Origin of the sequence: Dactylosporangium sp. NPDC050588, assembly GCF_040654975.1 — a bacterium.
GTDB lineage: Bacteria > Actinomycetota > Actinomycetes > Mycobacteriales > Micromonosporaceae > Dactylosporangium > Dactylosporangium maewongense.
Genome location: NZ_JBFAJA010000084.1, coordinates 14,378 through 35,240, shown reverse-complemented (window position 1 = coordinate 35,240; position 20,863 = coordinate 14,378). Strand labels below are relative to the sequence as shown.

Sequence of the window (20,863 nt, the reverse complement as noted above, 5' to 3'; positions counted from 1 at the left end):
CCGTGACCTGCCCGGCGGCCCGCGCGCTATCCGTACTGTCCGCGCCCGCCGGCGGCGGTGAGCGCGGCGGTGCGGGCCTGCCAGGCCGAGGTGACGGCGTCCAGCAGCGTGTGCCGGGGCCGCCAGTGCAGGTCGGCACGGATGCGGTCGATCGCGGCGACGACCTCCGGCGGGTCACCCGGACGTGGCGGGCCGGACCGGACCGGGACCGGCGCGCCGGTGACCGCGGCGACGGCCCGCACGACGTCCAGCACCGAGTGCCCGCGACCGGCCCCGGCGTTGTACACCGCGGCACGGTGACCGCGGGTGAGGTGGCGGGCGGCGAGCCGGTGCGCCTCGGCGAGGTCCGCCACGTGCACGTAGTCGCGCACGCCGGTGCCGTCCGGGGTCGGCAGCGCGGTGCCGGCGATGGTCAACGGCACCCCGGTCTCCTGCGCCGCGAAGGTCAGCGGCAGCAGGTTCGTGGCGCCGCGGTCGCCGAGGTGCGGGGCGCCCGCGCCGACGGCGTTGAAGTAGCGCAGCGCGATCCAGGACAGGTCGTGCGCCCAGCCCGCGGCGGCCACGAGGTCCTCCGCGACGAGTTTCGTCTGCCCGTACGGGTTGACCGGCCGGGCCGGCGCGTCCTCCGCAACGGTCGCGGTGCTGGGCACGCCGTACACGGCGGCCGACGACGAGAACACCAGCCGGCGCACATCGGTGTCGACCATCGCGGCGAGCAGCGCGGCGACGAGTCCGACGTTCTGCTGGTGGTACCAGGTGGGACGGCGCACCGACTCCGGCACGGACTTGCTGCCCGCCAGGTGCATGACCCCGGTGACGCGGTGCCGCTCGAGCGTCGCCCGCAGCAGCACCGGGTCGCCGGCGTCGGCGACGACGAGCGGCACCGCGGCGGGAAGGCGGGCGGGGTCGCCGGTGGACAGGTCGTCGAGGGCGACGACCGGCTCGCCGGCCGCCATCAGGGCCGCGACGACGTGCGCGCCGATGTATCCGGCGCCGCCGGTGACGAGCCACGTCATCGCGGCACCGCCTGATGCGCGGCGAGGGTGCCGATGCGCAGGCCGCGGTCCTGGGCCCAGCCGATGATGCGGGGCAGCGCGGCGAGGGTCCGCTGCCACGACCCGGCGGCGGACGTGCAGTCGCTGTCGTGCAGCAGGACCGTGCCACCGCCGATCAGGGTGCTGGTCACGGTCCGGGTGATCGACGTCGGCGTGGCGCGGGCCTCCCAGTCGCGGCCCCACGCCGTCCACAGCTTCGGCTGCAGGCCGAGCCGGCGGCCGGCGACGAGCGCGCCGGTGGTCAGGACGCCGTACGGTGGCCGGAACCAGCGCGGGCAGCCGCCGCCCAGCGACGTGACGAGGTCGCGGGCCCGGGCGAGGTCGTCGTGGGTGCCACGGGGCGTGCGCCACAGCAGGCACCGGTGCGTCCAGCCGTGGACGGCGAGCTCATGGCCGGCGGCCAGCATGTCCCGCCCCAGCGCGGGATCGCGCTCGAGCATCGCGCCGAGCACGAAGAACGTCGCCCGGATGTCGTGCGCGGCGAGCAGCCGCAGGAAGTGCGGGGTCGAGGCGGGGTCGGGCCCGTCGTCGAAGGTGAGCGCCACATGGTCGCGCCGTCCGGTGCCGGTCAGCTCCGGCAGCAGCGCGCGCCGCGCCGGGGCGAACGCGGTGACCGCGGGCGCGGCGTGGACCGCGGTGGCGGCGAGGAGGCCGGTGGCGAGGGCGCGTCTCATGCCGCGACCAGGTGGGCGACGGACTCGGGCGGGGTGGCGGCGGGCGTGAAGCCGAGCTGCCCGGACAGTGCGGCCCGCAGGCCTGCGACGAGGTCACGGCGGTGCCGGATCCACGGGACCCAGCCGATGCGGTCGAGCGCGCCGGCGTTGGTGGCGCCGTGGCCGGGCAGGCACCGGTAGGTCACGACGGGCACGCCGGCCGTGAGCGCCTCCAGCGACGACAGGCCGCCGGCGTTCTGGACGACGACCTGGCAGGCCCGCATCAGCGTGGCCATGTCCTCGACCCAGCCGAGCGCGATCGTGCGCCCGGACCGGTGCAGGCGCCGCCGCAGCACGTCGTTGCGGCCGCAGGCGACGACGGGGACGGCGACGCCGGTCGCGGCGATGTCCGCGGCGGTGCGTTCCACGTCGCCGACGCCCCACGCGCCGGCGACGACGAGCGCGAGCGGCGCGTCAGGCAGCCCCCACCGGGCCCGCGCGGCGGCCAGGACGCCGGCGGAGACCGGGTCGGTGAACGCCGGCGCGACCGCCGGGGCCACCACCCGGACGTCGGTCGCGCCGAGCTCCTTCGCCTGCCGGGCGGCGTCGTCGTGCAGGGCGAGGTGCACGTCGACCCCGGCGGCGACCCACAGCGGATGGACGGACAGGTCGGTGAGGTACGTGACCGCCGGTGCGGCGAGCCGCCCCTGCCGCCGCAGCCGGCCGAGTACCTGACCGGCGAGCGGGTAGGTGGACACCACCATGGCGGCGTCGGTGCCGACCGCGGCGTGCATCGCGGCGTCGGTTGCGGCGGTGAGCGCGGCGGCGCCGCCCGTGAGCCGCTGCGAGCCGGCGAGGGCGAGCAGCCAGCCCCAGGTGTGGGGGAGTGTGGTGAGCTGCCGCCGGTACAGGCCGCGCAGCAGCACCCCGGCCCGCCGTGGCACCAGGTCGACGAAGTCGTGCCGGTCGACCTGGTGCCCGCCGGCGCGCAGGCGGCGGGTCAGTTCGGCGGCGGCGCCGTCGTGTCCGGCGCCGAAGCTGGCGGAGACGACGACGATGCGCTGTCGTGCCGCTGGATGGTGCATTCCGGGCTCCCCTCCGGCCGGTGCGTCCGGCCGTCGTCACGCTGAGGGGATGGTGGCCGCGCGGTCCTGAAGGAACGCTGAACCCGCAGACCGCGGGCGAAGGCGACGGTGACGGCGGTGGCGAGGAGCCAGCCGCCGAGGACGTCGCTGGGCCAGTGCGCGAGCAGCGCGACCCGGCTGACGCCGACGAGCACGGCCCAGGTGCCGGCGACGGCGACGAGGACGCGGCGCGACCGGCGGCCGGTCAGGACGGCGCACCCGAGCACGATGAGGACGCCGGCGGTCACCGCCGAGGACGTGGTGTGCCCGGACGGGAACGCCCATCCGGCGGTCGGGGTGAGCCGGTCGACCGGGCGCGGCCGGTGCACCAGGGTCAGGACGGTGAGCCGGATGACGGTGGCGGCCGTGGCGGTGCCGAGCAGGAACCACAGGCCGGTCCGCCACCGCTTCCACAGCAGGACCGCGGCGAGCAGCAGCCCGGCCGGCACCAGCACCAGGCTGTCGGCGCTGTGGGTGATCGCCGACATCGCCGCGCGCCAGCCGTCGTGCCGCAGGGCGGCGTGGCGGGCCGCCTCGCTGACCGCGGCGTCGAGGCGGACCAGCGGGCCGAACCGGACGACGACGAGGACGGTGAGCAGGCCCAGCGCGGCCGCGCAGAGCACCGGGACGCGACGCATCAGCCGCCGTCCGGGTCCATGCGGTAGCCGGCGCCGCGGACGGTGCGGATCGCGGACCGTCCGTACGGGTGGTCGATCTTCTTGCGGATGTAGCCGACGTAGACCTCGATGATGTTCGGGTCGCCGTCGAACGCGGCGTCCCACACGTTCTCGATGATGGCGGTCTTGGTCACCACGTCACCGGCGTGCCGCATCATGAACTCCAGCAGCGCGAACTCCCGCGGCGTGACCGGGATCTCGTCGTCGCCGCGGGTCACCCGCCGCCGCGCCGGGTCCAGGCGCAGGTCGCCGGCGCTGAGCACGACCGGCCGTTGCGGCGCGCCGCGGCGGATCAGGGCCCGCAGCCGGGCGACGAGCACCACGAACGAGAACGGTTTGGTGAGGTAGTCGTCGGCGCCGAGGTCGAGCCCGTCGGCCTCGTCGTAGTCGCCGTCCTTCGCGGTCAGCATCAGCACCGGCGTCCACACGTCACGCTGCCGCAGCTGCCGGCACACCTCGTAGCCGCTCAGCCCCGGCAGCATGATGTCCAGCACGATCGCGTCGTAGGCGCCGTTGGGTGACTCGGTCGCCGCCCACAGCCCGTCCACACCGTTGAACATCACGTCGGTGGTGAAGCCCTCGATGCGCAGGCCGTCCCGGATCGTCTCGGCCAGCCCGACCTCGTCCTCGACCAGCAGCAGCCGCACTCCGCCTCCTAGGGGTAGGTCCGGGCGTTGATCGGGGCCGGCTCGCCGGACCCGACGGCCCGTTCGTCGACGACGTCCACCCGGCTGCGGGTCAGGTGGACGACGAGCAGGACCGACGCGAGCAGGAACACCACGCTCGGTCCGACCGTACCCAGGCCCAGACCGCCGGCGTCACGGGACTGTGCAAGCCAGTCGCCGAGCGACGCGCCGAGCGGTCGGGTCAGCACGTACGCGGCCCAGAACGCCAGGACCGGACCCAGGGCACGCAGCCGGTACCCGGCGGCGATGAGCGCGATCGCGGCGGCGAAGAGGCCCGCCGACGGTAGGTACCCGACGTCGATCCGCTCGGCGAGCAGGTCCCCGGCGGCGGTGCCGAGCGCGAACGTGAACAGGATCGCCGCCCAGTAGTAGACCTCCCGCCGCCGGGTGGTGACGGCGTGGATCGACAGCGTGTGTTCGCTGCTGTACCAGAGGACGAACGTGACGGCGAGCGCGACGGCGAAGACGACGGTGGTGACCTCGAGCGGGACCCCGACGTTGTCGACGAGGTTGTCGGTGACCAGCGTGCCGACGACGCTGACGAGGATGACGACCAGCCAGTACCGCCACGGCACGTACCGCCCGGCCCGCAGCTGCACCGCGAGCGCGCCCGCGGTCAGGGCGGCCATCACCACGGTCGTCCAGCCGAGACCGAGGCCCAGGTTCATGTTGAGCAGGTCGGCGGCGGTCTCGCCCACCGTGGTGGCCAGGACCTTGATGATCCAGAAGTAGACGGTGACTTCGGGCACCTTGTTCGCCGTACGGCGGGCGATCTTCATGACGGGAGCCTCACAGGTGGGACCTGAACGGTCGCTGAAAGCGCCCGCACCCGAACGGGTGGGTAGCAGGGCCGCGCACGCCGCGACGTAGGCGAGCGTCAGCCAGCCGTGCGCGGCGTCCGGCATCGGCACCCACCGGGCGGTGAAGAGGCCGAGGCACGCGGACGCGGTCCACCACGGCCACGCGGCGCGGGAGCCCAGGACGTCCCAGATCGCGGCGCCGACGACGACCCCGGCGATGTAGTACTTGTTGGTGCCCGGGTCCAGCACGACGCGGGCGCCGACGGCGACCAGGACCATCGCCGGCCACCGGCCGCGGCGCCAGGCCAGCAGCGCGGCGACGGTGCCGAGGACCGCCTGGGCCGGCCGGTCCCACGGCGGCGTCCTGGCGTCGTGGACGCCGAGCACCCGCAGCGCCGACAGCTCGGTGTTGGCGATGGTGAAGCGCAGGGCGTTGCTGGTCCCCGGGTCCGCGAGGAAGAACGGCAGCCACGCCGCGGCGATCACCGTGGCCATGCCCGCCGCGCCGGTCAGCACCGCCCGCCGGTCGCCGAGCAGGAGCAGGACGCAGCCGAACGGCAGCGCCCACGGTTTGGCGTCGACGGCCAGGCCCAGCAGGACGCCGGTGACGACCGGTCGCCTGGACACCGCGGTGCGTAGTGCCAGGACCGCGAAGAGCAGCGCCAGGACGTCGTCGATGTGGGCGACACCGACGGCCAGGAACAGCCAGACGGGCAGGACGAAGACGGCCGCGGCGGCGACCCGCCGGTCGAGCCGCCCGTCGCGGAGCAGCCCGGGCCGGGTCGCCGCGCCGATCTGGCGGATCTGCCACAGGATCGCCGGCCCGGCCGCCGCTCCCAGGACCTGCCAGATGAGCAGCCCGCCCGCCGCACCGGCCGGGATCGTGACCAGCGCGGCGAGCAGCGCGACCGGGCCGAACTGCAGCATCGGCGCGGCCGCGTAGGTGTGCAGGCCGCCGCGGATCGCGTCGTCGGTGTCGGCCAGCGCCCGCGCGCCCTGCACGAAGAAGTGCCATGACCCTCCGCCGTCCCACGCCATGATCACGAACCAGCCGACGGTCCAGCCGGTCAGTGCCAGCGCCGCCCGGTGCCCGTGGCGTGGGAGCGCACCCGCCGTGCTCAGCATGGCCGGACTGTAGGGCGGCGATCCTGAAACCCACCTGAAGGCTGACATCGGCGGGTCGGTCGTCCGGGACGTCAGCGTACTCCTACAGGCTGTAGGTATGCGTAGGAACTCAGCCCTGGGCGTCGCCGTCTCGTGTCTCGCCGTGCTCGGCGCCGCCGCCGGGCAGGCCAGCTCCGTGGCCGATCCCGGCCCGCCCGACCATGTGGTGATCGTGGTGATGGAGAACAAGCGGTACGACGCCGTCATCGGCCACAGCAGGACGCCGTACATCACCGGACTCGCCGCGCGGGGCGCCAACTTCACCGCCGCGTACGGCGAGACGCACCCGAGCCAGCCCAACTACCTCGCCCTGTTCTCCGGCTCGACCCAGGGCGTGACCGACAACCACTGCGGCCACACGTTCACCGGCGTGCCGAACCTCGCCCGGCAGCTGCTGGACGCCGGGCGCACGTTCGCCGGGTACTCCGAGGACCTGCCGTCGGTGGGCTGGACCGGCTGCGCCGACGGTGTCTACGTGCGCCGGCACAACCCGTGGGTCAACTTCGACAACGTGCCCGCGTCGGCGAACCGGCCGCTGCGGGACCTCCCGGCCGACTACCGCCTGCTGCCCACCGTCTCCTTCGTCATCCCCGGCCTCTGCCACGACATGCACGACTGCCCGAAGAGCGACGCCGATGCGTGGCTGAGGGCGATGCTCGACGGGTACATCGGCTGGGCCGAACGGCACAACAGCCTGCTGGTGCTCACCTTCGACGAGGACAACCGCACCGACGGCAACCACATCCCGACCGTGGTGCTGGGCGGGCACGTCGCCGCGGGGGACCGGCCGGAACGGATCGACCACTACTCGATCCTGCGCACCATCCAGCAGTGGTACGGGCTGCCGCCGCTCGGCGAGTCCGCCGGACGCGCTCCGCTCCAGCTGCGCTGAGCACGCCGTTCATCGAATTCTCAGGTTCGCCGCCCTACCTTCGCCGGCCATGAGTGCTGAACACGAACCCGCAGCTCCGGACCTGCCCGAGATCGAGCACGGCCAACCTCTGTGGCCCGGCCCGGCGCCGGCGTCAGCGACGACGCGGTCCCGGTGGTCGGGGCTCGTCGCCACGCCCGGCCGTGCCGCGGTGGTGGCCGTCGCGGCAACCTTGGTGCTGGCGGTGGTTCCCTGTGCGGCCCTGGGCGCGGTCGCCGGAGCCGCGATCGTCGGCCTGCACGGCGAGGGCGGCGGCGACCGGCACGGGGAGCACGCCGACCACGGCGGCGGCCGCGACCGCGGCGAGCAGGCCGACCGGGACGAAGACGGGGAGCGCGACGACGACGGGCCGGCGGCCACCGCCTCCCCGTCCGTGCCCGCCGCCGGCGTGTCCCCGACCGCCAGTCCGACGCCCTGAATGGCCGCCACGGTCGCTCCGCTTGCACATTCCTACAACATGTAGGAGATTGGCGGCGTTAGGTAAGCCTACGCTTGGAGCGGCTCGTGGGAACGGTCGTCTTCGCCAGCTACCTCATCGGCCTGCGCGACGGGCTGGAGGCCGCGCTGGTGATCGCCGGCACCGTCAACCTCACGCCCCGCGCCAGCGTCCTGGAGATCACCGCCTGGCTGCTGTTCGCGGGCGTCATGCTCGCCCTGTTCTTCCGGCCCGCGCCGCGCACCGCGGTCGTCGCGCGCCCGTGACGGCCGGCGGCGCCTTCATCGGATTCTCAGGTTCGGATCCCTACCTTGGCCAGGATGAACTACCGACTGTTCCAGCTGATCAACGACCACGCCGGCCGGGTCGACGGGGTCGACGACATCATGGAGTTCCTCGCCGGCCCGTTCATCTACGTCGTGTTCGCGGCGTTCGCCGCGGTCGTCGTGTGGGCGCTGCGGCGCGGGCGGCGCGGCCAGGTCGCCTACGTGTTCGCCGCGCTGCTGGTGGCGTTCCTCGGCGCCCAACTGCTGAACCACCTGAACGGGCAGCTGCGCCCGTTCCAGACGCACCAGGTGCACCAGCTCGTCGCGCACGCCGGCGGGGTGTCACTGCCCAGCGACCACGCCACCGCCGCGTTCGCGATCGCGCTGGCCGTCGGGGTGTTCCTGCACCGCGGCGCGGGCGTCGCCCTGCTGGTCGCGGCAGCCGCGGTCGGGGTGGCCCGGATCTGGGTAGGCGTGCACTACCCGGGCGACATCCTCGCCGCACTCGGCATCGCCGCCGCGGCGGTCGCCCTCGTCGCATCAGCTCCGGCCGCAACCGTCGTTAGGAAGACCGCGTGAAGTTCCTGGACCCCGAATGGCTCATCTCCACCTTCGGGATGCTCGGCATCCTGGCGATCGTCTTCGCCGAGTCCGGCCTGCTGATCGGGTTCTTCCTCCCCGGCGACTCACTGCTGTTCACCACCGGGCTGCTCGTCGCCGACGGCCGCTACCTGCACCAGCCGCTGTGGCTGGTGTGCCTGCTGGTGTCGGTCGCCGCGTTCGCCGGCGACCAGTTCGGCTACCTGTTCGGCCGGCGGGTCGGCTCCGCGCTGTTCCGGCGGCCGAACTCGAGGCTGTTCAAGCAGGAGCACCTCGCCAAGGCGCAGGAGTTCTTCGCCCGCTACGGTGCCCGGTCGATCGTCCTGGCCCGCTTCGTGCCGGTGGTGCGGACGTTCACCCCGATCGTCGCCGGCACCAGCGGCATGCACTACCGCACGTTCGTGTTGTACAACGCCGTGGGCGGCGCGCTGTGGGGCACCGGCGTCACGGTGCTGGGCTACTTCCTGGGGCAGATCGCGTTCGTGAAGTCCAACATCGAGCTGATCCTCATCGGCGTCGTCGTGCTGTCGGTGGTGCCGATCGGCGTCGAGCTCCTGCGGGCCCGTTCGCGCCGGCGGTGAGCGGTCCGGCACCACCGTCCTGAACGCACGTCCGCGCCCCGCCGGCTCAGCCGACGATCTTGCCGGCGCCGCCGGCACCCTTCTGCGCCTCGGCCAGGAAGGCCTTCATGTCGATGGTCTCGAGGCCGCTCCCGGCGACGACGACCTTCGTGCCGGCCACGAGCGACGGGTACAGCGACGACTGGTCGTCCGCATACGCCGCGGCGCGCTCACGCACAGCACGGCGGGCCCATCCAGGATCGGAGGGGCCCGCCGGTCTGGTGACGCCTGGTTACACGTTGACGCCGTAGTCCTTCGCGATGCCGGCCAGGCCGGACGCGTAGCCCTGCCCGACGGCGCGGAACTTCCACTCGCCGCCGTTGCGGTACAGCTCGCCGAAGACCAGCGCGGTCTCCGTCGAGTAGTCCTCGCTCAGGTCATACCGGGCCAGCTCGTTGTTGTCGGCGGAGTTGACCACCCGGATGAACGCGTTGGTGACCTGCCCGAAGGACTGGCTGCGGGCGTCGGCGTCGTGGATGGACACCGGGAAGACGATCTTGTCAACCTCGGGGGCGACCCCGGCGAGGTTCACCTTGATCATCTCGTCGTCACCCTCGCCCTCACCGGTCAGGTTGTCACCGGTGTGCTCGACCGTGCCGTCGGGCGACTTGAGGTTGTTGAAGAACACGAAGTGCTGGTCGGACAGGACCTTGCCGTCCGCGCCCACGAGCAGCGCGCTGGCGTCCAGGTCGAAGTCCGCGCCGGTGGTGGTGCGCACGTCCCAGCCCAGACCCACGTTGACCGCGGCCAGGCCGGGCGCGGCCTTGGTCAGACTGACATTGCCGCCCTTGCTGAGGCTGACTCCCATGAATCCTCCAGATCGATGCCGGCACGAGTGCGGTCCGCGCCGGCTGACGTTTGCAGACGGTGCTACAGGTGACGCCGAACTGTCCTGCGACGCCGGCCAGGCCGGGTGCAGCACAGACCCCCCAGCGAGGATGCAGTCACCGCTCGCCGGTCCATCATGCTCCGCGACCCTGGACGTTCGCTGTGAGTCACGACGAGACACGGCCAATTTTTGCATCGTCACCCTGGCGTCGTGCCGTCGACCTTACGAATCAGCAGCCACATGCCGGTGGACCGCAGGTGCTGGACGAGGTCGAGGCCGGGGCGCTGGTTGGTGCCGGGCAACACGAACACGAACTCGGCGCCCTCGCCGCGGCCGCCCGGCCAACCGACAGTCACCGCGGTCCGGGTGAACGTCATCCCGGCGGCCAGCAGCGCCTGCTCGACCACGTCGACGCCCTCGTTGACCGCCGTCAGGTGGAACGCCGACACACCCCGGTAAACCTGCATGGCGGCATTGTCCATCGAAGCTCCGTCACGCGGAACCGGTCAGGGTCTGCGTGCCGAGCACGACGGCGAGGGCGAGCCGGTCGGCGTCGTCAGTGCCCGGCTCGGCCGTGTAGACCGTGATGCGCAGGTCGTCGGCGGTGACGACGAGCGTGTCGCAGTCCAGGGTGATCCGGCCGACGGCCGGGTGCTCGACGGTCTTGTGCCGCGACGGCTCCGACGGCGGTGCGGGCGCCTCGCCCTCCCACAGCTCGGTGAAGCGCGGGCTCGCGGCCGCGAGGTCGTCGATCAGCCGGCGCAGCGAACGGTCCGCCGGATACCGCGACGCGGTCTGGCGCAGGTCCGCCACCAGCAGCGCCGTGTGACGGGCCTGCTCCTGCGGGGTGTGGACGACACGGGTCGGGAAGCCGGCGAGGTTGCGCCAGACGGCGTTGCGTTCCAGGCCGTGCCAGCCCGACGTCTCGCCCATGAGCGCGTCGTACGGCGCGTTCGCGACCACCAGCGTCCAGGTGGCGTCGTACACGACGACCGGGGTGTGTGCGAGCCGGTCGAGCAGCCGCTGCACGCTCGGCGGGATGTGCGACGGCACGACGTCGGCGCCGGGCGGGGCGTGGCCGGCGAGCCGGTAGAGCAGGTCCCGGTCGGGACCGGACAGGCGCAGCGCCCGCGCGAGGGCCTGCACCACCTGTACCGACGGCGCGGTCGCCCGCCCCTGCTCCAGCCGGGTCAGGTAGTCCGCGGAGATCCCGGCGAGCCCGGCGAGCTCCTCGCGGCGCAGTCCCGCGGCGCGGCGGCGCCGGCCGACCGGCAGGCCGGCGGTCTCCGGCGCGACCCGGTCACGCCAGCGGCGCACCGCCCGGCCGAACTCCCACTGCTCCACCCGCCCAGTCTCCACCGGGGCCGGCGGGCGTGTCCTGGCCCTGGCAGTCCTACGACAACGCGACGACTGCCTGACGGGGTTGCGGGCGGTCACGCTCGGAGCATGACAACGCTCATCACCGGCCCGACCCGAGGTCTGGGCCGCGCCACCACCCTCGCCGTGGCCGACCGGCCGGGCGCCGAGCTCCTGCTGGTCGGCCGGGCCGGGCCCGCGCTGCGCGAGGTCGCCGACGAGGCGCGGGCGCGTGGCGCCACCGTCCAAGAGATCGGCTGCGACCTGTCGCGGTTGGCCGATGTACGGGCGGCGGCGGCCACCGTCCGGCACCTCGTCGCCGCCGGGACGGTGCGCCCCATCGGCGCGCTGATCGCCAACGCGGGCCACATGTCGGCCGACACGCGGGCCGCGTCCGCCGACGGCTACGAGCTGACCTTCGCCGTGAACCACCTCGCGCACGCCCAGCTCATCGCGGACCTGCTCGGCTCGCCGGCGGAGCCGGCCCGGATCGTGCTGCTCGGCTCCAACACGTACAGCGCCAACTTCTGGCGCCGGGTGCTCGGGGTGCCGGAGGCGCGGTGGCGCGACCCCGTGGAGCTCGCCCGGCCGGCGCCCGCCGGCGCGAAGCCGGACATGACCGCGTCGGGAGTCGCCTACAGCACCGCCAAGCTGGCGATCCTGTACTACGCCCACGAGCTGCAACGGCACGCCCCGGGGGTGGCCGTGTCGGTGTTCGAGCCCGGCTGGATGCCCGGCACCGCCCTGAGCCGCGGGGCCCCGCGGGCGCTGCAGGCGATCGGCCGCGGGCTGGGCCGCCTGCCGTTCGTGTCCACCCCGCGCCGCTCCGGCCCGATGCTCGCCTCCGTGGCGCTGGACGAGCGGTGGGCGCACCTGCGCGACGGCGCGTTCGTGGTGAAGGACCGGCTGACCGAGGTCCGCCCGGTCGCCCACGACCGCGAGCGGGAGCGCCGCCTGTGGACCGCCACCGCGGAGCTGCTCGCCGCGAGCGGCGCGGCCGTCTGACGACCGCGCCACCCACCGCGGGCGTTACGCCGCGATCTGCCAGAGCTGGCAGGTGTTGTTGAGCCACATCCACAGCTGCACCTTGGTGCCGTTGGCGGTGCCGCAGTTCTGGTCGTCCAGGACCATGCCGCTGTTCTCGACGACGAGCTCGTAGCGGCCGTTGCCGGCCGGGATGACCGCCCACTGCTGGCAGGTGTTGCCCAGCGACTGCCACAGGTTGGTGGCGGTGCCGAGCGCCAGGCCGCAGTTGACGGCGTCGAGGACCTTGTTGGCGTTGACGTTGGTGATCGTCCACTTGTTGGGGCCGACGCTGTTGAAGCGCCACTGCTGGCACGTGTTGCCCAGCGCCTGCCACACGTCGATCTGCGTGCCGTTGGCGGTGCCGCAGTTGACCGCGTCGAGGACCTTGCCGCTGGCGAGGTTCGTCAGCCGGTACGTGGCACCGTTGACGGGGAACGTGACGCTCTTGCTGTACCCGACGGCGACGATGTTGGACTGGACCGAGCTCTCCGTGGCGTCGCTCGGGTAGCCGCTGGTCATGACGCCCTCGAAGAACGAGCCGACGGAGCCGTTGCTGTTGTCGCCGCCGATGCCCAGGATGATGGCGCCCTGCTTGGTCATCGGGCGGTAACCGGACTGGGTCGGCAGGCCGCCGTCGTATCGCGTGGCGAGGCCGCCGGACTGCGCGTTGCCGTCCTTGATGGCGTACGTCGTGGTGCCGTTGTTCTTCAGCATCGCGGTCACGAACGCGCTGTTACGGCCGGTGTTGGCCGTCCAGGACCCGTTGCCGCCGGCGAAGAGCCCGTTCTCCAGGTCCGCGGCGACCCGCGGCCCGGCCGAGCAGGGGGAGAACCAGCACAGGTTGCCGAAGTAGATGGCGTCCATGTCGCCGTTGCCGGTGTCCATGTTGTTCGTCTCGGCGTTGCCGTAGTCGAAGCAGCAGCGGTCGTTGACGTGGGTGCCCTCGGTCACCATGTACATGCCCTCGGGCTGGCTGCCGGTGGCGACGCCGTTGGTGTTGTTGTTGCGGTACCCGTTGCCGGCCGAGATGTACACGCCGTACACCTTGTGCCCGCCGGCGGTGACGGGCAGCGCCGCCGCGTTCGCGCCCTGGTCGGCGGTCGGGTTGGCGCCGCCGCCGGGGGCGATCGTGAGGTCGTTGTGCCGCGACGTCTGGTCGTAGATGCGCACGATCGTGCAGTAGGTGCCGTTGCAGAACGAGTCCTGCGCGGCGGCGTTGGCGTAGCCGCCGGCGCTGAGCACGCCGATGTTCGACGTCGCGCCGTCGGACCAGCGCCGCACCTGGTAGAGCGAGCCGCTGTAGGAGCCGAACAGCGCTCGGGTGGTGCTGTGCGCGGCGACGCAGGGGGTGCCGCCGCCGGCGTAGATGTCGCAGGGGCCCGTGCCGGCCGCCTGCGCGACCGTGGTCGACAGTGCGACCAGCGCCGTGGCGACGATCGCCGTGGCAGCGGTGGCGGCGAGTGCCGTGCGCCGCAGAGACCTGAGATGCATGGTGCGCCTTTCCCGGGGTGTCGGCAGCCGTACTGGCGGAGGCTGCCTTCATGTGAGCGATCACATTCGAATCCGACTCAGGGGCCCCTGGCGTTTCGAGGCTGAGTGTTATCGCTCACATAGACGATGTCAAGTGGCGTTACCCCAGTCGCCGACCCGGCCGACCGGCACGGATCTTTCCGCTACGCTCGGCGCCCGCCGGCCGCGGCAGAGGGGTGGCGCGTGGAGCGGCGGCTTCGGCCGCGTCCACGACTGACCCGGCCGCGCCGCTGACGTCAGCGGGGTCGGCCCGTCCGCGACGAGGAACACCACGGCCTGCGCGACAGCGAGCATGGTCAGCACCTGGATCAGCGCCTTCCCGACGCGATCCCGCGAGGGCCGGCCAGGCGAACGGCGTGGCTCGCGCGGCTGGTCAGGTGCTGTAGTTGCCGTCCCACGGCGGGTTGAAGCCGAGCCGGTCTGGGTAGAGCTCGGCCCAGTCGCCGCGATCGGGGTCGGACTCGTCGATCAGGCCGAACAGGACACCGTCGTAGGTGAAGCGGAACGGCTGGATGGCGATGTCTCCGAACCGTGGCGCGTCGAGCTCGTTGAGGAGCGCGGCGAGGATCCGGTCGGCGGCGGCCGGGTCGGTGAGGTAGCGGCTCAGGGCGATCCGGCGAATGCTGGATGCCTCGTGCCGGCCGTTGTGGTCGAAGCGGTGCACGTAGGCGTACCACCCGACGGTCTCGGCCGGGTCGTCGACGTCACGGTCGGCGCCGTGCACCGCCGCGTAGAACGAGCCGCCTGCGTAGCGCCCGATGGTGTCGGTGCGGTGGCCCGCGTCATGGGCGATCGGGATGCGTTGCGGCACGGCCATCCGGCCAGCGTAGACAAGCGGCCCTTGTTCGATGCCCGCGCCGGCGTCGCGTTACCCATGTGATCGTCAGCCAGATTCGGCGATGACGGCGAGCAGCCTCGCCACCACATCCTCGTGCGCACCGAAGCCGGCTGCGCTGCGGTACGTGCCACGAGCGCGGAAGTGGGACCGCACCGGCTCCATCAGCGCCTCGTACCTCGGCAGCGCCCGGAGGGTGTCCTCGCGTCGATACTCGGCGAGCCAGAAGCCGGGGCTGTTCACGTCTTCGGCGGTCATGACGAGTTCGATGAATGCCTGCGGTTCGAACCCGCGTCGGGCCAGGGCCTCGGCCTGGTCGACCGTTTTTTGGGTAGCCGCACAGCAGCCAGTCGCGGCGCGACTCGAGCAGGGCGGCGCAGACCACGTCCGTCGCCAGGTCCGTGGGGACCACCGCGCCGGCGCGGACGTACACCTCCATCTGCCGGCCCTCCGGCGTCGCCCGTTGCACATGGTCGCGGACCATGTCGCCGGCGTTGACGACCGTCAGGCGCAGCCGTTCACCCAACTCGTCGGCCGCCATGATGACACCAGGTCCCGCAACCACGGCGATCTCGCGCACTGTGTACCTCCACGATTGTCGGCGGCGGCTCACTGACGGGCGCGGGACCGGTACTCGCCCACGTCGTCCGCCCGGATGAGGCCGTCCTCGATGGCGCGGGCCAGCAGGGCGGTCTTCGTGGCGGCCGGCCGGCCGACCTTGGCGAACTTCACCCGGGCCCGGTCGATGTACTGCTTCACCGTCGTCTCGCTGATGCCCATGCGGCTGGCGACCGACGCCTTCGACATCGACTGGAACCACAGCAGCAGTGCCGTGCGCTCCTGCTCGGACAGCTGCGGACGCTGCCGGTCGTTGTTGGCCAGCAGCGCGCCGGCGACCGACGGCGTCACGTACGGCCGGTCCGTGACCACGGCCACGATCGTCTCCACGCAGTGCTCGCCGCTCTCGTGTTTGGCGATGAACGTCGCGGCGCCGGCCTCGAGCACCGTGTTGATGGTGGCGGTGTCGTCGTGGTTGGAGAAGACGACCACCCGCATCCCGTCGGCGCAGATGCCCGCGACCTGGTCGGTGACCATCACGCCGCCGAGCTCGAGGTCGAGCAGCAGCACGTCGGCGTCGCGGCCGGGGCCGGACAGCACCGAGGGCAGGTCCGGGCCCGCCGCGACAAGCTCGATGCGTTGCTGCGGGTCGGCCTGGATCCATGACGTGATGCCCTGCACGGCTACGGGCTGGTCCTCGACGATGGCGACAGTGATCTTGCGGGCCAGCGGGTCTCGATCCACAGCAGGTTCCCTTGGCGATAGGTGGCGGTACCGATGTCTGGATGCGTCGTGAGCGCGAGCTCACCGTGGCCCGCAGGTGACCGTGCAGCGCGACCGGCACGGCCGCGGCGACCGGCGGACCGACCTGCGCGATCACCGTCAGGTCCGCCGCCGCCCGTTCGCGGAGGACGGCCGACGACTCCGCCAGCGCTCCCGTACCGACGATGGTGAGCGTGGCCAGCACCGTGTCGTGCATGCGCCGGTTCTGCTCCCGTTCCTCGGCCCGGCGCGCCCGCAGCGCCTCCGTGGTGCGCTGCGCCTCCCGGCTGCGGGCCAGGCTCGCGTCGGCGTCGTGCGCCGCCCGGCGCAGCACGCTCATCAGCGTGCCGGTCGCGATGACCTGCACGACCTGGATCCCCGCGGAGACGTAGCCGCCGTCGCCGGCGTGCGCCAGCTGCGCCCCGGCCAGGTGGCTCGCCGCGACGGCCAGCCCGGCGGGCGCGGCCACCCGCGGGCGCCACGCGAAGTTGGCGACGACGATGCTCATGGTCGCCAGCCCCGCGATCCAGCTGAGCCCGCCCGGCAGGATCGCGGCCGCGACGAGCCGGCCCTGCGCGAGACACAGGGCGCAGGTCAGTACCAGGTCGCCGATCATCAGCCACGCCAGCAGGCCGCGCCGCACCGCGATCACCGCGAAACAGCGCCGACCAGCACACGCTCGCCACGACGACCGCGGTCACCAGACCCCGCTGCGACTGCTCCGCACTGACCAGGGCCGCGATGCCGCCGACCACGGCCACGGTGGAACGACGATGCGACCGCGATGGCCGTCTGTCGCCGCGCTGACCGCACTCATCCTCACCTTCGCTCCAACGGCCGCGCACGCCGCCAGCCAGTACCACACCGACCCGCTGCCGACGGTCGGCGGCGGCCCCGACACGTACACCCTCCACAAGGAACTCTCCGGATACTCCAACTACGGCGTCGCCGACGCCGTCGCCGACGTCCTCTACGGAGCCGAGTCGAACAGCTGGACGTACGACCTGGCCGCCGCCGGCATCCCGGCCGATCACCGCAGCCTGCGGCGCGTGCGGGTCAGCCTCGTGCGGCCTCGGCACCGCACCCGTCCGACGCGCATGATCGGTCGGCTGGTCCGGCGGGCATCGTCATGGTTGCAGGGGGACGCGGCGGGGGCGGACGACCCGGTGCGTGATCCTCCAGCCGTCGTCGCCATGCCTGAGGGTGTCCTCGTAGGTTCCGCTCGCGACGGACCCGTCCGTCATGACGCCGAGGTACTTGGACAGGGCCTGGACCGTTCCGTCCGGCGCTTCGTCGAGGACGATGTTCGTGACGTGATGGGCCAGGGGGTTCGCCTCGCCGAGCGCGAGTGCGGCGTCCCGCGCGCCGGCCAGCCCGGCGAGCACGCCGCCGCCGAGGGCGGTGACGTCGTACGTGACGTCCTCGATGAACAGGTCGGGCATGCCGTCGAAGTCGCCGCGGTCGGCCAGGTGCCCGTGCAGGTTGATGACGTCCTCGATGGCGAACCGGTCCTCGGTGCTCAGCATCGTGCACCCCTCCGATGAAGTGGGGATGTCCCCGTTTATTTGCCGTACCATATTCGGGGATGTCCCCGGATAGCAAGCGCCGGCCTCGATCCGACGCGCAACGCAACAGAGAGCGCCTGCTCACCGCCGCTCGTGAGCTCGTGGCCGAGGTCGGCAGCGAGGTCGCCCTCGACGACGTCGCCCGGCGCGCGGGCGTCGGCAACGCGACGCTGTACCGGCACTTCCCCACCCGCGCCGAGCTGCTCGCCGCCCTGTACGCCGACGAGGTGACGGCGCTGTGCGAGCACGGCGACCAGCTCCTCGCCGCCCCCGCACCGGTCGAGGCGCTCTTCACCTGGCTCGACGCGTTCGTCGCGCACGTGGCGACCAAGCGCCCGCTCGCCCTGGCGGCCACCGACGTCCCGGACGGTCGCCGCACACCGATGTTCGAGGAGTGGCACGCCGCCATCACCACCACGGCCACCGCCCTGGTTCGGCGCGCTCAACCGGCGCTCCGGCCGAACATCACCGCCTCCGACGTGCTGGCCCTCGCCAGCGGTGCGGCGCTCACCACCGACGCCCAGAACGCACGCCGCCTCGTCGCGGTGCTCCGCAACGGTCTGACCGCCCGGCACGACGGGTGAGCGTCGCGCCGGCTATCGCGAGCCGGCGGCGTCGAGCACCGCGACGATGGGTTCGAGGTCGGCGAGGAGCCGGTCGCGCTCGCCCGGCTCCAGGACGGCCAACGCCGCCGAGGCGAGGTCGTCGGTGATCGCCTCGATCTGCTGCTTCGTCTCGCGGCCGGCGTCGCTGAGCGAGCCGTCACCGTCGACGAGGCCACGGACGCGCATCCCGTCCACGACCGCGGCCAGCTGCTCCGCGGGCAGGTGGTGGACCCTGCCGTACTTCTCCGCGGGCATGCCCTCCGACAGCGCGTGCAGCACGTGAGCCTCCGTCCCGCCGATGCCGGCGGCGACCAGGGCGGCATTGTGACCGTCCCCGCGGTGCTCGCGCAGCAGCGTGGCCGCGTGCCAGAGCCGGGCCACGGGCTCCTCCGGCACCGGCAGCGTCCGCAGCGCGGCGTACAGAACCCGTCCCTCCGTCGGGGCGCTGGTCGCCGCCTTGGTGGCCAGGTCGGCGGCGCGCACGAGCGGGTCGGAGTCGGCGAGATCGCCGAGGATCCGCCGCAGCGCCGCGGCGCTGCCCTGCTGGCGGGCGGCGGCCGCCGCCTCGGGGGTTGTGATGTCCCAGACGTGCGGGATGTGGCGGGCGACCTCACCGGCGGCGAAGTTGTAGAAGACGGCGTCGACCACTTCGGCCGGGACCCGGCCCAGCGGCGCGGCCCGCCCGGCGAAGTAGGCGTCCCAGGTGTTGCGGAGCCCGAGCGCCATGAGTGCGACGTCCGGCTCGTCGGCGAAGTACGTGACCAGGTGGATCGGCTCCACGAGCCGGTGCAGGCGGCGGGCGGTGTCGCCGGCCACGGGAACCAAGGACTGCATCCGGACCATCTCCTGTGATCGAGAACGGCGACCCCGCGATCGGGACCACTCACCTCTGCTACGAACGACCCCGCCACGATCCGACAGGTTTCTCTACAAGAAATCGTTCTGGCACCCCCCTGCTTCGACTCAACCGGCGGGTAGCCTCCTCCTCGTGGGCGGCCGGGCAGTTGAAGCACCACTCCTGCGCACTACGTGGCCGGTCTTCACGGCCGAGCTCGCCGCAGCGCTGGCCGCCGAGGGCGAGGATCGATTGACCGACCAGGTCGACCGGCTGCGCGTGGTCGAAGTCTGTGGTTGCGGCGATGACTTCTGCCAGAGCTTCTACACCGCCGCAAAGCCGGCTGGCGCCTACGGGGTCGGCCACCGCAACGTCTGCCTCGACGCACCGTGGCCGGGCTACCTCATCCTCGATGCCGTCCACGACGAGATCATGTACGTCGAGGTGCTGTACCGATCGCCGTTGTGCTGACAGCCCCGGCACCCGCGGTGGTGGCGGACTGGAACGCGAGCGCCGCTGGATGCGTCGCACGGTCAGGGGTGCTGTCGGACCGGAGGGGATTTGAACCCCCGGTGGGGCTTGGCACGCCAGCGACCCCACGCGCCTTCGAGTCGCCCGGGCGTGCCCGGCATTCGACTCTGAGCGCCGCAATAGCCCGGCTCTGCCACCGGTCCGAACTCAGTTTGGTGCGATCTCGCCGGCCGCGCGGCCGAGTTTCTCGACGGCGACGGCGAAGGGGGCGTCGGGCTTGGTGTGGCTCAGGTGGCTTCCTGCGGTGTGGGAGCGGGCGTCGAGGTGTCGGGGCGGGTGGTGGTGGCCAGGCCGAGGGCGTAGGCGGTGCAGGCGGTGAGCAGCGCGGGCAGGATCGCCATCGCGTCGGCCACGCGGCCGGTCGGGTCGCCCATCAGGGACGGGTCGATGCCGAGGGAGGTGACCGGGTAGGCGGCGACCGCCGTGCCCATCGAGCCGGACACCGTCAGGCTGTACGCGGCGACCGCCAGCTCGCAGGCCAGGAGGCCGCCGAACGCCATGGTGAGCACCGCGCGGCGGCGGTGTCCCCGGCGGGTCTGGGCGGTGGCCACTGTGGACAGTGCGCAGGTCGTCAGGCCCCAGGCGCCGACGGCGGCGGTCACGGGCCAGCTGCCGAGATCGGTGACGAGCAGCATCACCGGCAGGGCGCCGAGGGTCAGCCCGGCCGGTGCGAGCGCCGACGTGAACGGCAGCCGCGCGTGGCCGGCCAGCCAGACCGCACCGGCGGCGACCGGCAGGGCCGCCAGTGCCGGCACGAGGCGCGCGGACCCGGCGGTGAGCGATGCGCCGGCGACGGCGGCGCCGGCCGCGAACAGCCACGCGCAGAGGGTGTAGAAGACGAGGAAGGCGCCGGCGAAGGCCACGGGGGCCGCGATCAGGCCGGTGGTCGCGTGCACGTAGGGGCGCAGCCGGGCGTACGTGAGTGCCCGCACGCGTTCGGCGAGCGCGCAGCGTGCCACGTCGGCCAGGTCGCGCAGCGGCCGCCGGGAGTGGCTGAGCAGGTCGGCGATCTCCGGGCCGTACCGGTCCCGGAAGTGGCGCGGGTACAGGGCGATGACCAGCCGGACCGCGCGGTTCACGACAGGGCCAACCGGCGCAGGCCGGTGCCGGCGACGGCCCGCATGCGCGACAGCTCCGCCTGCAGCGCCGCCCGGCCGGCGGCGGTGAGCTGGTAGGGCTTGCGGCGCTCCCGCTCCGGCAGGGCCTCGATCAGCGCCAGGTCCTCGAGGCGGCGGATCGCCCCGTACAGCGTGCCGGGGCCGGGGCGGTCGCCGGTGATGGCGGCGATGTCGTCCTGCATCGCATACCCGTGCTTGGGGCCTTCGGCGAGGCTGACGAGCACGAGCAACGCCGGCTCCGAGAACCGGCCGAACTCGGTGAGTCCGGACATGCCACCTCCACTACTACGTCCCACATAGC

The 20,863-nt window shown here is 72.9% G+C and carries 27 protein-coding genes, 1 tRNA gene and 1 pseudogene; 9 read left to right on the top strand and 20 right to left on the bottom strand.

Going from position 1 to position 20,863, the window contains the following annotated elements; genetic code table 11:
- Window positions 1–26: 26 nt before the first annotated feature.
- The 6 genes from galE to AB0I21_RS43935 are packed head-to-tail and all read right to left on the bottom strand — an operon-like array spanning window position 27 to window position 6,120.
- The gene (gene galE / locus AB0I21_RS43960; RefSeq protein WP_360569817.1) at window positions 27–1,016 is read right to left on the bottom strand and encodes a UDP-glucose 4-epimerase GalE; all 990 of its coding nucleotides are present in this window, start codon (window positions 1,014–1,016) and stop codon (window positions 27–29) included.
- Window positions 1,013–1,729, bottom strand: a complete 717-nt coding sequence (locus tag AB0I21_RS43955) for a polysaccharide deacetylase family protein (RefSeq protein WP_360569815.1) — start codon at window positions 1,727–1,729, stop codon at window positions 1,013–1,015. The genes galE and AB0I21_RS43955 overlap by 4 nt, the downstream gene beginning before the upstream one ends.
- The gene (locus AB0I21_RS43950; protein ID WP_360569813.1) at window positions 1,726–2,793 is read right to left on the bottom strand and encodes a hypothetical protein; all 1,068 of its coding nucleotides are present in this window, start codon (window positions 2,791–2,793) and stop codon (window positions 1,726–1,728) included. Before AB0I21_RS43950 ends, AB0I21_RS43955 begins: the two co-directional genes overlap by 4 nt.
- On the bottom strand, window positions 2,709–3,470 hold the full coding sequence (locus tag AB0I21_RS43945) for a phosphatase PAP2 family protein (RefSeq protein ID WP_360569811.1): 762 nt from the start codon (window positions 3,468–3,470) through the stop codon (window positions 2,709–2,711). Before AB0I21_RS43945 ends, AB0I21_RS43950 begins: the two co-directional genes overlap by 85 nt.
- Window positions 3,470–4,156: a response regulator transcription factor gene (locus AB0I21_RS43940; RefSeq protein ID WP_344500560.1), complete on the bottom strand. Its 687-nt coding sequence runs from the start codon at window positions 4,154–4,156 to the stop codon at window positions 3,470–3,472. Before AB0I21_RS43940 ends, AB0I21_RS43945 begins: the two co-directional genes overlap by 1 nt.
- An 8-nt stretch (window positions 4,157–4,164) precedes the next feature.
- Window positions 4,165–6,120: a hypothetical protein gene (locus tag AB0I21_RS43935; RefSeq protein ID WP_360569809.1), complete on the bottom strand. Its 1,956-nt coding sequence runs from the start codon at window positions 6,118–6,120 to the stop codon at window positions 4,165–4,167.
- 97 nt (window positions 6,121–6,217) lie between these two features.
- On the opposite strand from AB0I21_RS43935, the gene AB0I21_RS43930 reads away from it, so the two are divergent.
- From AB0I21_RS43930 to AB0I21_RS43910, 5 genes are all read left to right on the top strand, one after another.
- Complete coding sequence (locus AB0I21_RS43930; RefSeq protein ID WP_360569807.1) at window positions 6,218–7,051, top strand: alkaline phosphatase family protein; 834 nt, start codon at window positions 6,218–6,220, stop codon at window positions 7,049–7,051.
- A gap of 49 nt (window positions 7,052–7,100) precedes the next feature.
- Window positions 7,101–7,508: a hypothetical protein gene (locus AB0I21_RS43925; RefSeq protein WP_360569805.1), complete on the top strand. Its 408-nt coding sequence runs from the start codon at window positions 7,101–7,103 to the stop codon at window positions 7,506–7,508.
- An 86-nt stretch (window positions 7,509–7,594) separates the two neighbouring features.
- Window positions 7,595–7,792, top strand: a complete 198-nt coding sequence (locus AB0I21_RS43920; protein ID WP_360569803.1) for a hypothetical protein — start codon at window positions 7,595–7,597, stop codon at window positions 7,790–7,792.
- Between the two features lie 54 nt (window positions 7,793–7,846).
- Window positions 7,847–8,371, top strand: a complete 525-nt coding sequence (locus AB0I21_RS43915; protein WP_360569801.1) for a phosphatase PAP2 family protein — start codon at window positions 7,847–7,849, stop codon at window positions 8,369–8,371.
- A gap of 38 nt (window positions 8,372–8,409) precedes the next feature.
- Window positions 8,410–8,973 (top strand): VTT domain-containing protein, encoded by a 564-nt coding sequence (locus tag AB0I21_RS43910; protein WP_360569866.1) that lies wholly within the window; start codon window positions 8,410–8,412, stop codon window positions 8,971–8,973.
- A gap of 46 nt (window positions 8,974–9,019) precedes the next feature.
- On the opposite strand, the gene AB0I21_RS43905 is transcribed toward AB0I21_RS43910, so the two are convergent.
- The 4 genes from AB0I21_RS43905 to AB0I21_RS43890 form a co-directional block, all read right to left on the bottom strand.
- Window positions 9,020–9,190: a hypothetical protein gene (locus AB0I21_RS43905; RefSeq protein ID WP_360569799.1), complete on the bottom strand. Its 171-nt coding sequence runs from the start codon at window positions 9,188–9,190 to the stop codon at window positions 9,020–9,022.
- Window positions 9,191–9,244: 54 nt separating this feature from the next.
- Window positions 9,245–9,820 carry a TerD family protein gene (locus tag AB0I21_RS43900; RefSeq protein WP_360569797.1) on the bottom strand — a complete coding sequence of 192 codons (576 nt, stop codon included), beginning with the start codon at window positions 9,818–9,820 and terminating at the stop codon, window positions 9,245–9,247.
- A gap of 218 nt (window positions 9,821–10,038) precedes the next feature.
- Window positions 10,039–10,308: a hypothetical protein gene (locus tag AB0I21_RS43895; RefSeq protein WP_354898209.1), complete on the bottom strand. Its 270-nt coding sequence runs from the start codon at window positions 10,306–10,308 to the stop codon at window positions 10,039–10,041.
- Between the two features lie 25 nt (window positions 10,309–10,333).
- Window positions 10,334–11,185, bottom strand: a complete 852-nt coding sequence (locus tag AB0I21_RS43890) for a helix-turn-helix transcriptional regulator (RefSeq protein ID WP_360569795.1) — start codon at window positions 11,183–11,185, stop codon at window positions 10,334–10,336.
- Between the two features lie 102 nt (window positions 11,186–11,287).
- Between AB0I21_RS43890 and AB0I21_RS43885 the strand changes: the two genes are divergently transcribed.
- Complete coding sequence (locus tag AB0I21_RS43885; protein WP_360569793.1) at window positions 11,288–12,202, top strand: SDR family NAD(P)-dependent oxidoreductase; 915 nt, start codon at window positions 11,288–11,290, stop codon at window positions 12,200–12,202.
- Window positions 12,203–12,226: 24 nt separating this feature from the next.
- Here AB0I21_RS43885 and AB0I21_RS43880 read toward each other — a convergent pair whose 3' ends face one another.
- The 5 genes and pseudogenes from AB0I21_RS43880 to AB0I21_RS43860 form a co-directional block, all read right to left on the bottom strand.
- Entirely contained in the window at window positions 12,227–13,714 is a 1,488-nt protein-coding gene (locus AB0I21_RS43880) for an arabinofuranosidase catalytic domain-containing protein (RefSeq protein WP_360569791.1), read from the bottom strand.
- 412 nt (window positions 13,715–14,126) lie between these two features.
- Window positions 14,127–14,570 carry a hypothetical protein gene (locus tag AB0I21_RS43875; protein WP_360569789.1) on the bottom strand — a complete coding sequence of 148 codons (444 nt, stop codon included), beginning with the start codon at window positions 14,568–14,570 and terminating at the stop codon, window positions 14,127–14,129.
- A gap of 66 nt (window positions 14,571–14,636) precedes the next feature.
- The gene (locus AB0I21_RS43870) at window positions 14,637–14,846 is read right to left on the bottom strand and encodes a hypothetical protein (RefSeq protein WP_360569870.1); all 210 of its coding nucleotides are present in this window, start codon (window positions 14,844–14,846) and stop codon (window positions 14,637–14,639) included.
- Window positions 14,847–14,922: 76 nt separating this feature from the next.
- A pseudogene (locus AB0I21_RS43865) lies at window positions 14,923–15,129 on the bottom strand (nucleoside monophosphate kinase); the annotation flags it as partial.
- A 68-nt stretch (window positions 15,130–15,197) separates the two neighbouring features.
- Window positions 15,198–15,890 carry a response regulator transcription factor gene (locus AB0I21_RS43860; RefSeq protein WP_360569787.1) on the bottom strand — a complete coding sequence of 231 codons (693 nt, stop codon included), beginning with the start codon at window positions 15,888–15,890 and terminating at the stop codon, window positions 15,198–15,200.
- Window positions 15,891–16,102: 212 nt separating this feature from the next.
- Here AB0I21_RS43860 and AB0I21_RS43855 point away from each other — a divergent pair, with 212 nt between their 5' ends.
- Entirely contained in the window at window positions 16,103–16,300 is a 198-nt protein-coding gene (locus AB0I21_RS43855) for a hypothetical protein (RefSeq protein WP_360569785.1), read from the top strand.
- A gap of 735 nt (window positions 16,301–17,035) precedes the next feature.
- On the opposite strand, the gene AB0I21_RS43850 is transcribed toward AB0I21_RS43855, so the two are convergent.
- Window positions 17,036–17,434: a nuclear transport factor 2 family protein gene (locus AB0I21_RS43850; RefSeq protein ID WP_360569783.1), complete on the bottom strand. Its 399-nt coding sequence runs from the start codon at window positions 17,432–17,434 to the stop codon at window positions 17,036–17,038.
- A 59-nt stretch (window positions 17,435–17,493) separates the two neighbouring features.
- Here AB0I21_RS43850 and AB0I21_RS43845 point away from each other — a divergent pair, with 59 nt between their 5' ends.
- Window positions 17,494–18,057, top strand: coding sequence for a helix-turn-helix domain-containing protein (locus AB0I21_RS43845; RefSeq protein ID WP_360569781.1), 564 nt, complete (start codon window positions 17,494–17,496; stop codon window positions 18,055–18,057).
- A gap of 12 nt (window positions 18,058–18,069) precedes the next feature.
- Here the strand turns inward: AB0I21_RS43845 and AB0I21_RS43840 are convergent, their stop codons facing one another.
- A complete protein-coding gene (locus tag AB0I21_RS43840; protein ID WP_360569779.1) occupies window positions 18,070–18,912 on the bottom strand; it encodes a MarR family transcriptional regulator in 843 nt (280 codons plus the stop codon).
- A gap of 154 nt (window positions 18,913–19,066) precedes the next feature.
- Here AB0I21_RS43840 and AB0I21_RS43835 point away from each other — a divergent pair, with 154 nt between their 5' ends.
- Window positions 19,067–19,384, top strand: a complete 318-nt coding sequence (locus AB0I21_RS43835; RefSeq protein ID WP_360569777.1) for a hypothetical protein — start codon at window positions 19,067–19,069, stop codon at window positions 19,382–19,384.
- Window positions 19,385–19,459: 75 nt separating this feature from the next.
- On the opposite strand, the gene AB0I21_RS43830 is transcribed toward AB0I21_RS43835, so the two are convergent.
- From AB0I21_RS43830 to AB0I21_RS43820, 3 genes are all read right to left on the bottom strand, one after another.
- Window positions 19,460–19,587, bottom strand: a tRNA-OTHER gene (locus AB0I21_RS43830).
- An 84-nt stretch (window positions 19,588–19,671) separates the two neighbouring features.
- Entirely contained in the window at window positions 19,672–20,523 is an 852-nt protein-coding gene (locus AB0I21_RS43825; RefSeq protein WP_360569775.1) for a hypothetical protein, read from the bottom strand.
- On the bottom strand, window positions 20,520–20,834 hold the full coding sequence (locus AB0I21_RS43820; RefSeq protein ID WP_344500596.1) for a PadR family transcriptional regulator: 315 nt from the start codon (window positions 20,832–20,834) through the stop codon (window positions 20,520–20,522). Before AB0I21_RS43820 ends, AB0I21_RS43825 begins: the two co-directional genes overlap by 4 nt.
- Window positions 20,835–20,863: the final 29 nt, after the last annotated feature.

Bases quoted from the DNA above. Each gene is read 5' to 3' on its own strand.
- galE (WP_360569817.1), bottom strand. From the start codon at position 1,016: ATGACGTGGCTCGTCACCGGCGGCGCCGGATACATCGGCGCGCACGTC.
- AB0I21_RS43955 (WP_360569815.1), bottom strand. From the start codon at position 1,729: ATGAGACGCGCCCTCGCCACCGGCCTCCTCGCCGCCACCGCGGTCCAC.
- AB0I21_RS43950 (WP_360569813.1), bottom strand. From the start codon at position 2,793: ATGCACCATCCAGCGGCACGACAGCGCATCGTCGTCGTCTCCGCCAGC.
- AB0I21_RS43945 (WP_360569811.1), bottom strand. From the start codon at position 3,470: ATGCGTCGCGTCCCGGTGCTCTGCGCGGCCGCGCTGGGCCTGCTCACC.
- AB0I21_RS43935 (WP_360569809.1), bottom strand. From the start codon at position 6,120: ATGCTGAGCACGGCGGGTGCGCTCCCACGCCACGGGCACCGGGCGGCG.
- AB0I21_RS43930 (WP_360569807.1), top strand. From the start codon at position 6,218: ATGCGTAGGAACTCAGCCCTGGGCGTCGCCGTCTCGTGTCTCGCCGTG.
- AB0I21_RS43925 (WP_360569805.1), top strand. From the start codon at position 7,101: ATGAGTGCTGAACACGAACCCGCAGCTCCGGACCTGCCCGAGATCGAG.
- AB0I21_RS43915 (WP_360569801.1), top strand. From the start codon at position 7,847: ATGAACTACCGACTGTTCCAGCTGATCAACGACCACGCCGGCCGGGTC.
- AB0I21_RS43910 (WP_360569866.1), top strand. From the start codon at position 8,410: ATGCTCGGCATCCTGGCGATCGTCTTCGCCGAGTCCGGCCTGCTGATC.
- AB0I21_RS43900 (WP_360569797.1), bottom strand. From the start codon at position 9,820: ATGGGAGTCAGCCTCAGCAAGGGCGGCAATGTCAGTCTGACCAAGGCC.
- AB0I21_RS43895 (WP_354898209.1), bottom strand. From the start codon at position 10,308: ATGCAGGTTTACCGGGGTGTGTCGGCGTTCCACCTGACGGCGGTCAAC.
- AB0I21_RS43885 (WP_360569793.1), top strand. From the start codon at position 11,288: ATGACAACGCTCATCACCGGCCCGACCCGAGGTCTGGGCCGCGCCACC.
- AB0I21_RS43880 (WP_360569791.1), bottom strand. From the start codon at position 13,714: ATGCATCTCAGGTCTCTGCGGCGCACGGCACTCGCCGCCACCGCTGCC.
- AB0I21_RS43875 (WP_360569789.1), bottom strand. From the start codon at position 14,570: ATGGCCGTGCCGCAACGCATCCCGATCGCCCATGACGCGGGCCACCGC.
- AB0I21_RS43870 (WP_360569870.1), bottom strand. From the start codon at position 14,846: ATGACCGCCGAAGACGTGAACAGCCCCGGCTTCTGGCTCGCCGAGTAT.
- AB0I21_RS43850 (WP_360569783.1), bottom strand. From the start codon at position 17,434: ATGCTGAGCACCGAGGACCGGTTCGCCATCGAGGACGTCATCAACCTG.
- AB0I21_RS43845 (WP_360569781.1), top strand. From the start codon at position 17,494: ATGTCCCCGGATAGCAAGCGCCGGCCTCGATCCGACGCGCAACGCAAC.
- AB0I21_RS43840 (WP_360569779.1), bottom strand. From the start codon at position 18,912: ATGCAGTCCTTGGTTCCCGTGGCCGGCGACACCGCCCGCCGCCTGCAC.
- AB0I21_RS43820 (WP_344500596.1), bottom strand. From the start codon at position 20,834: ATGTCCGGACTCACCGAGTTCGGCCGGTTCTCGGAGCCGGCGTTGCTC.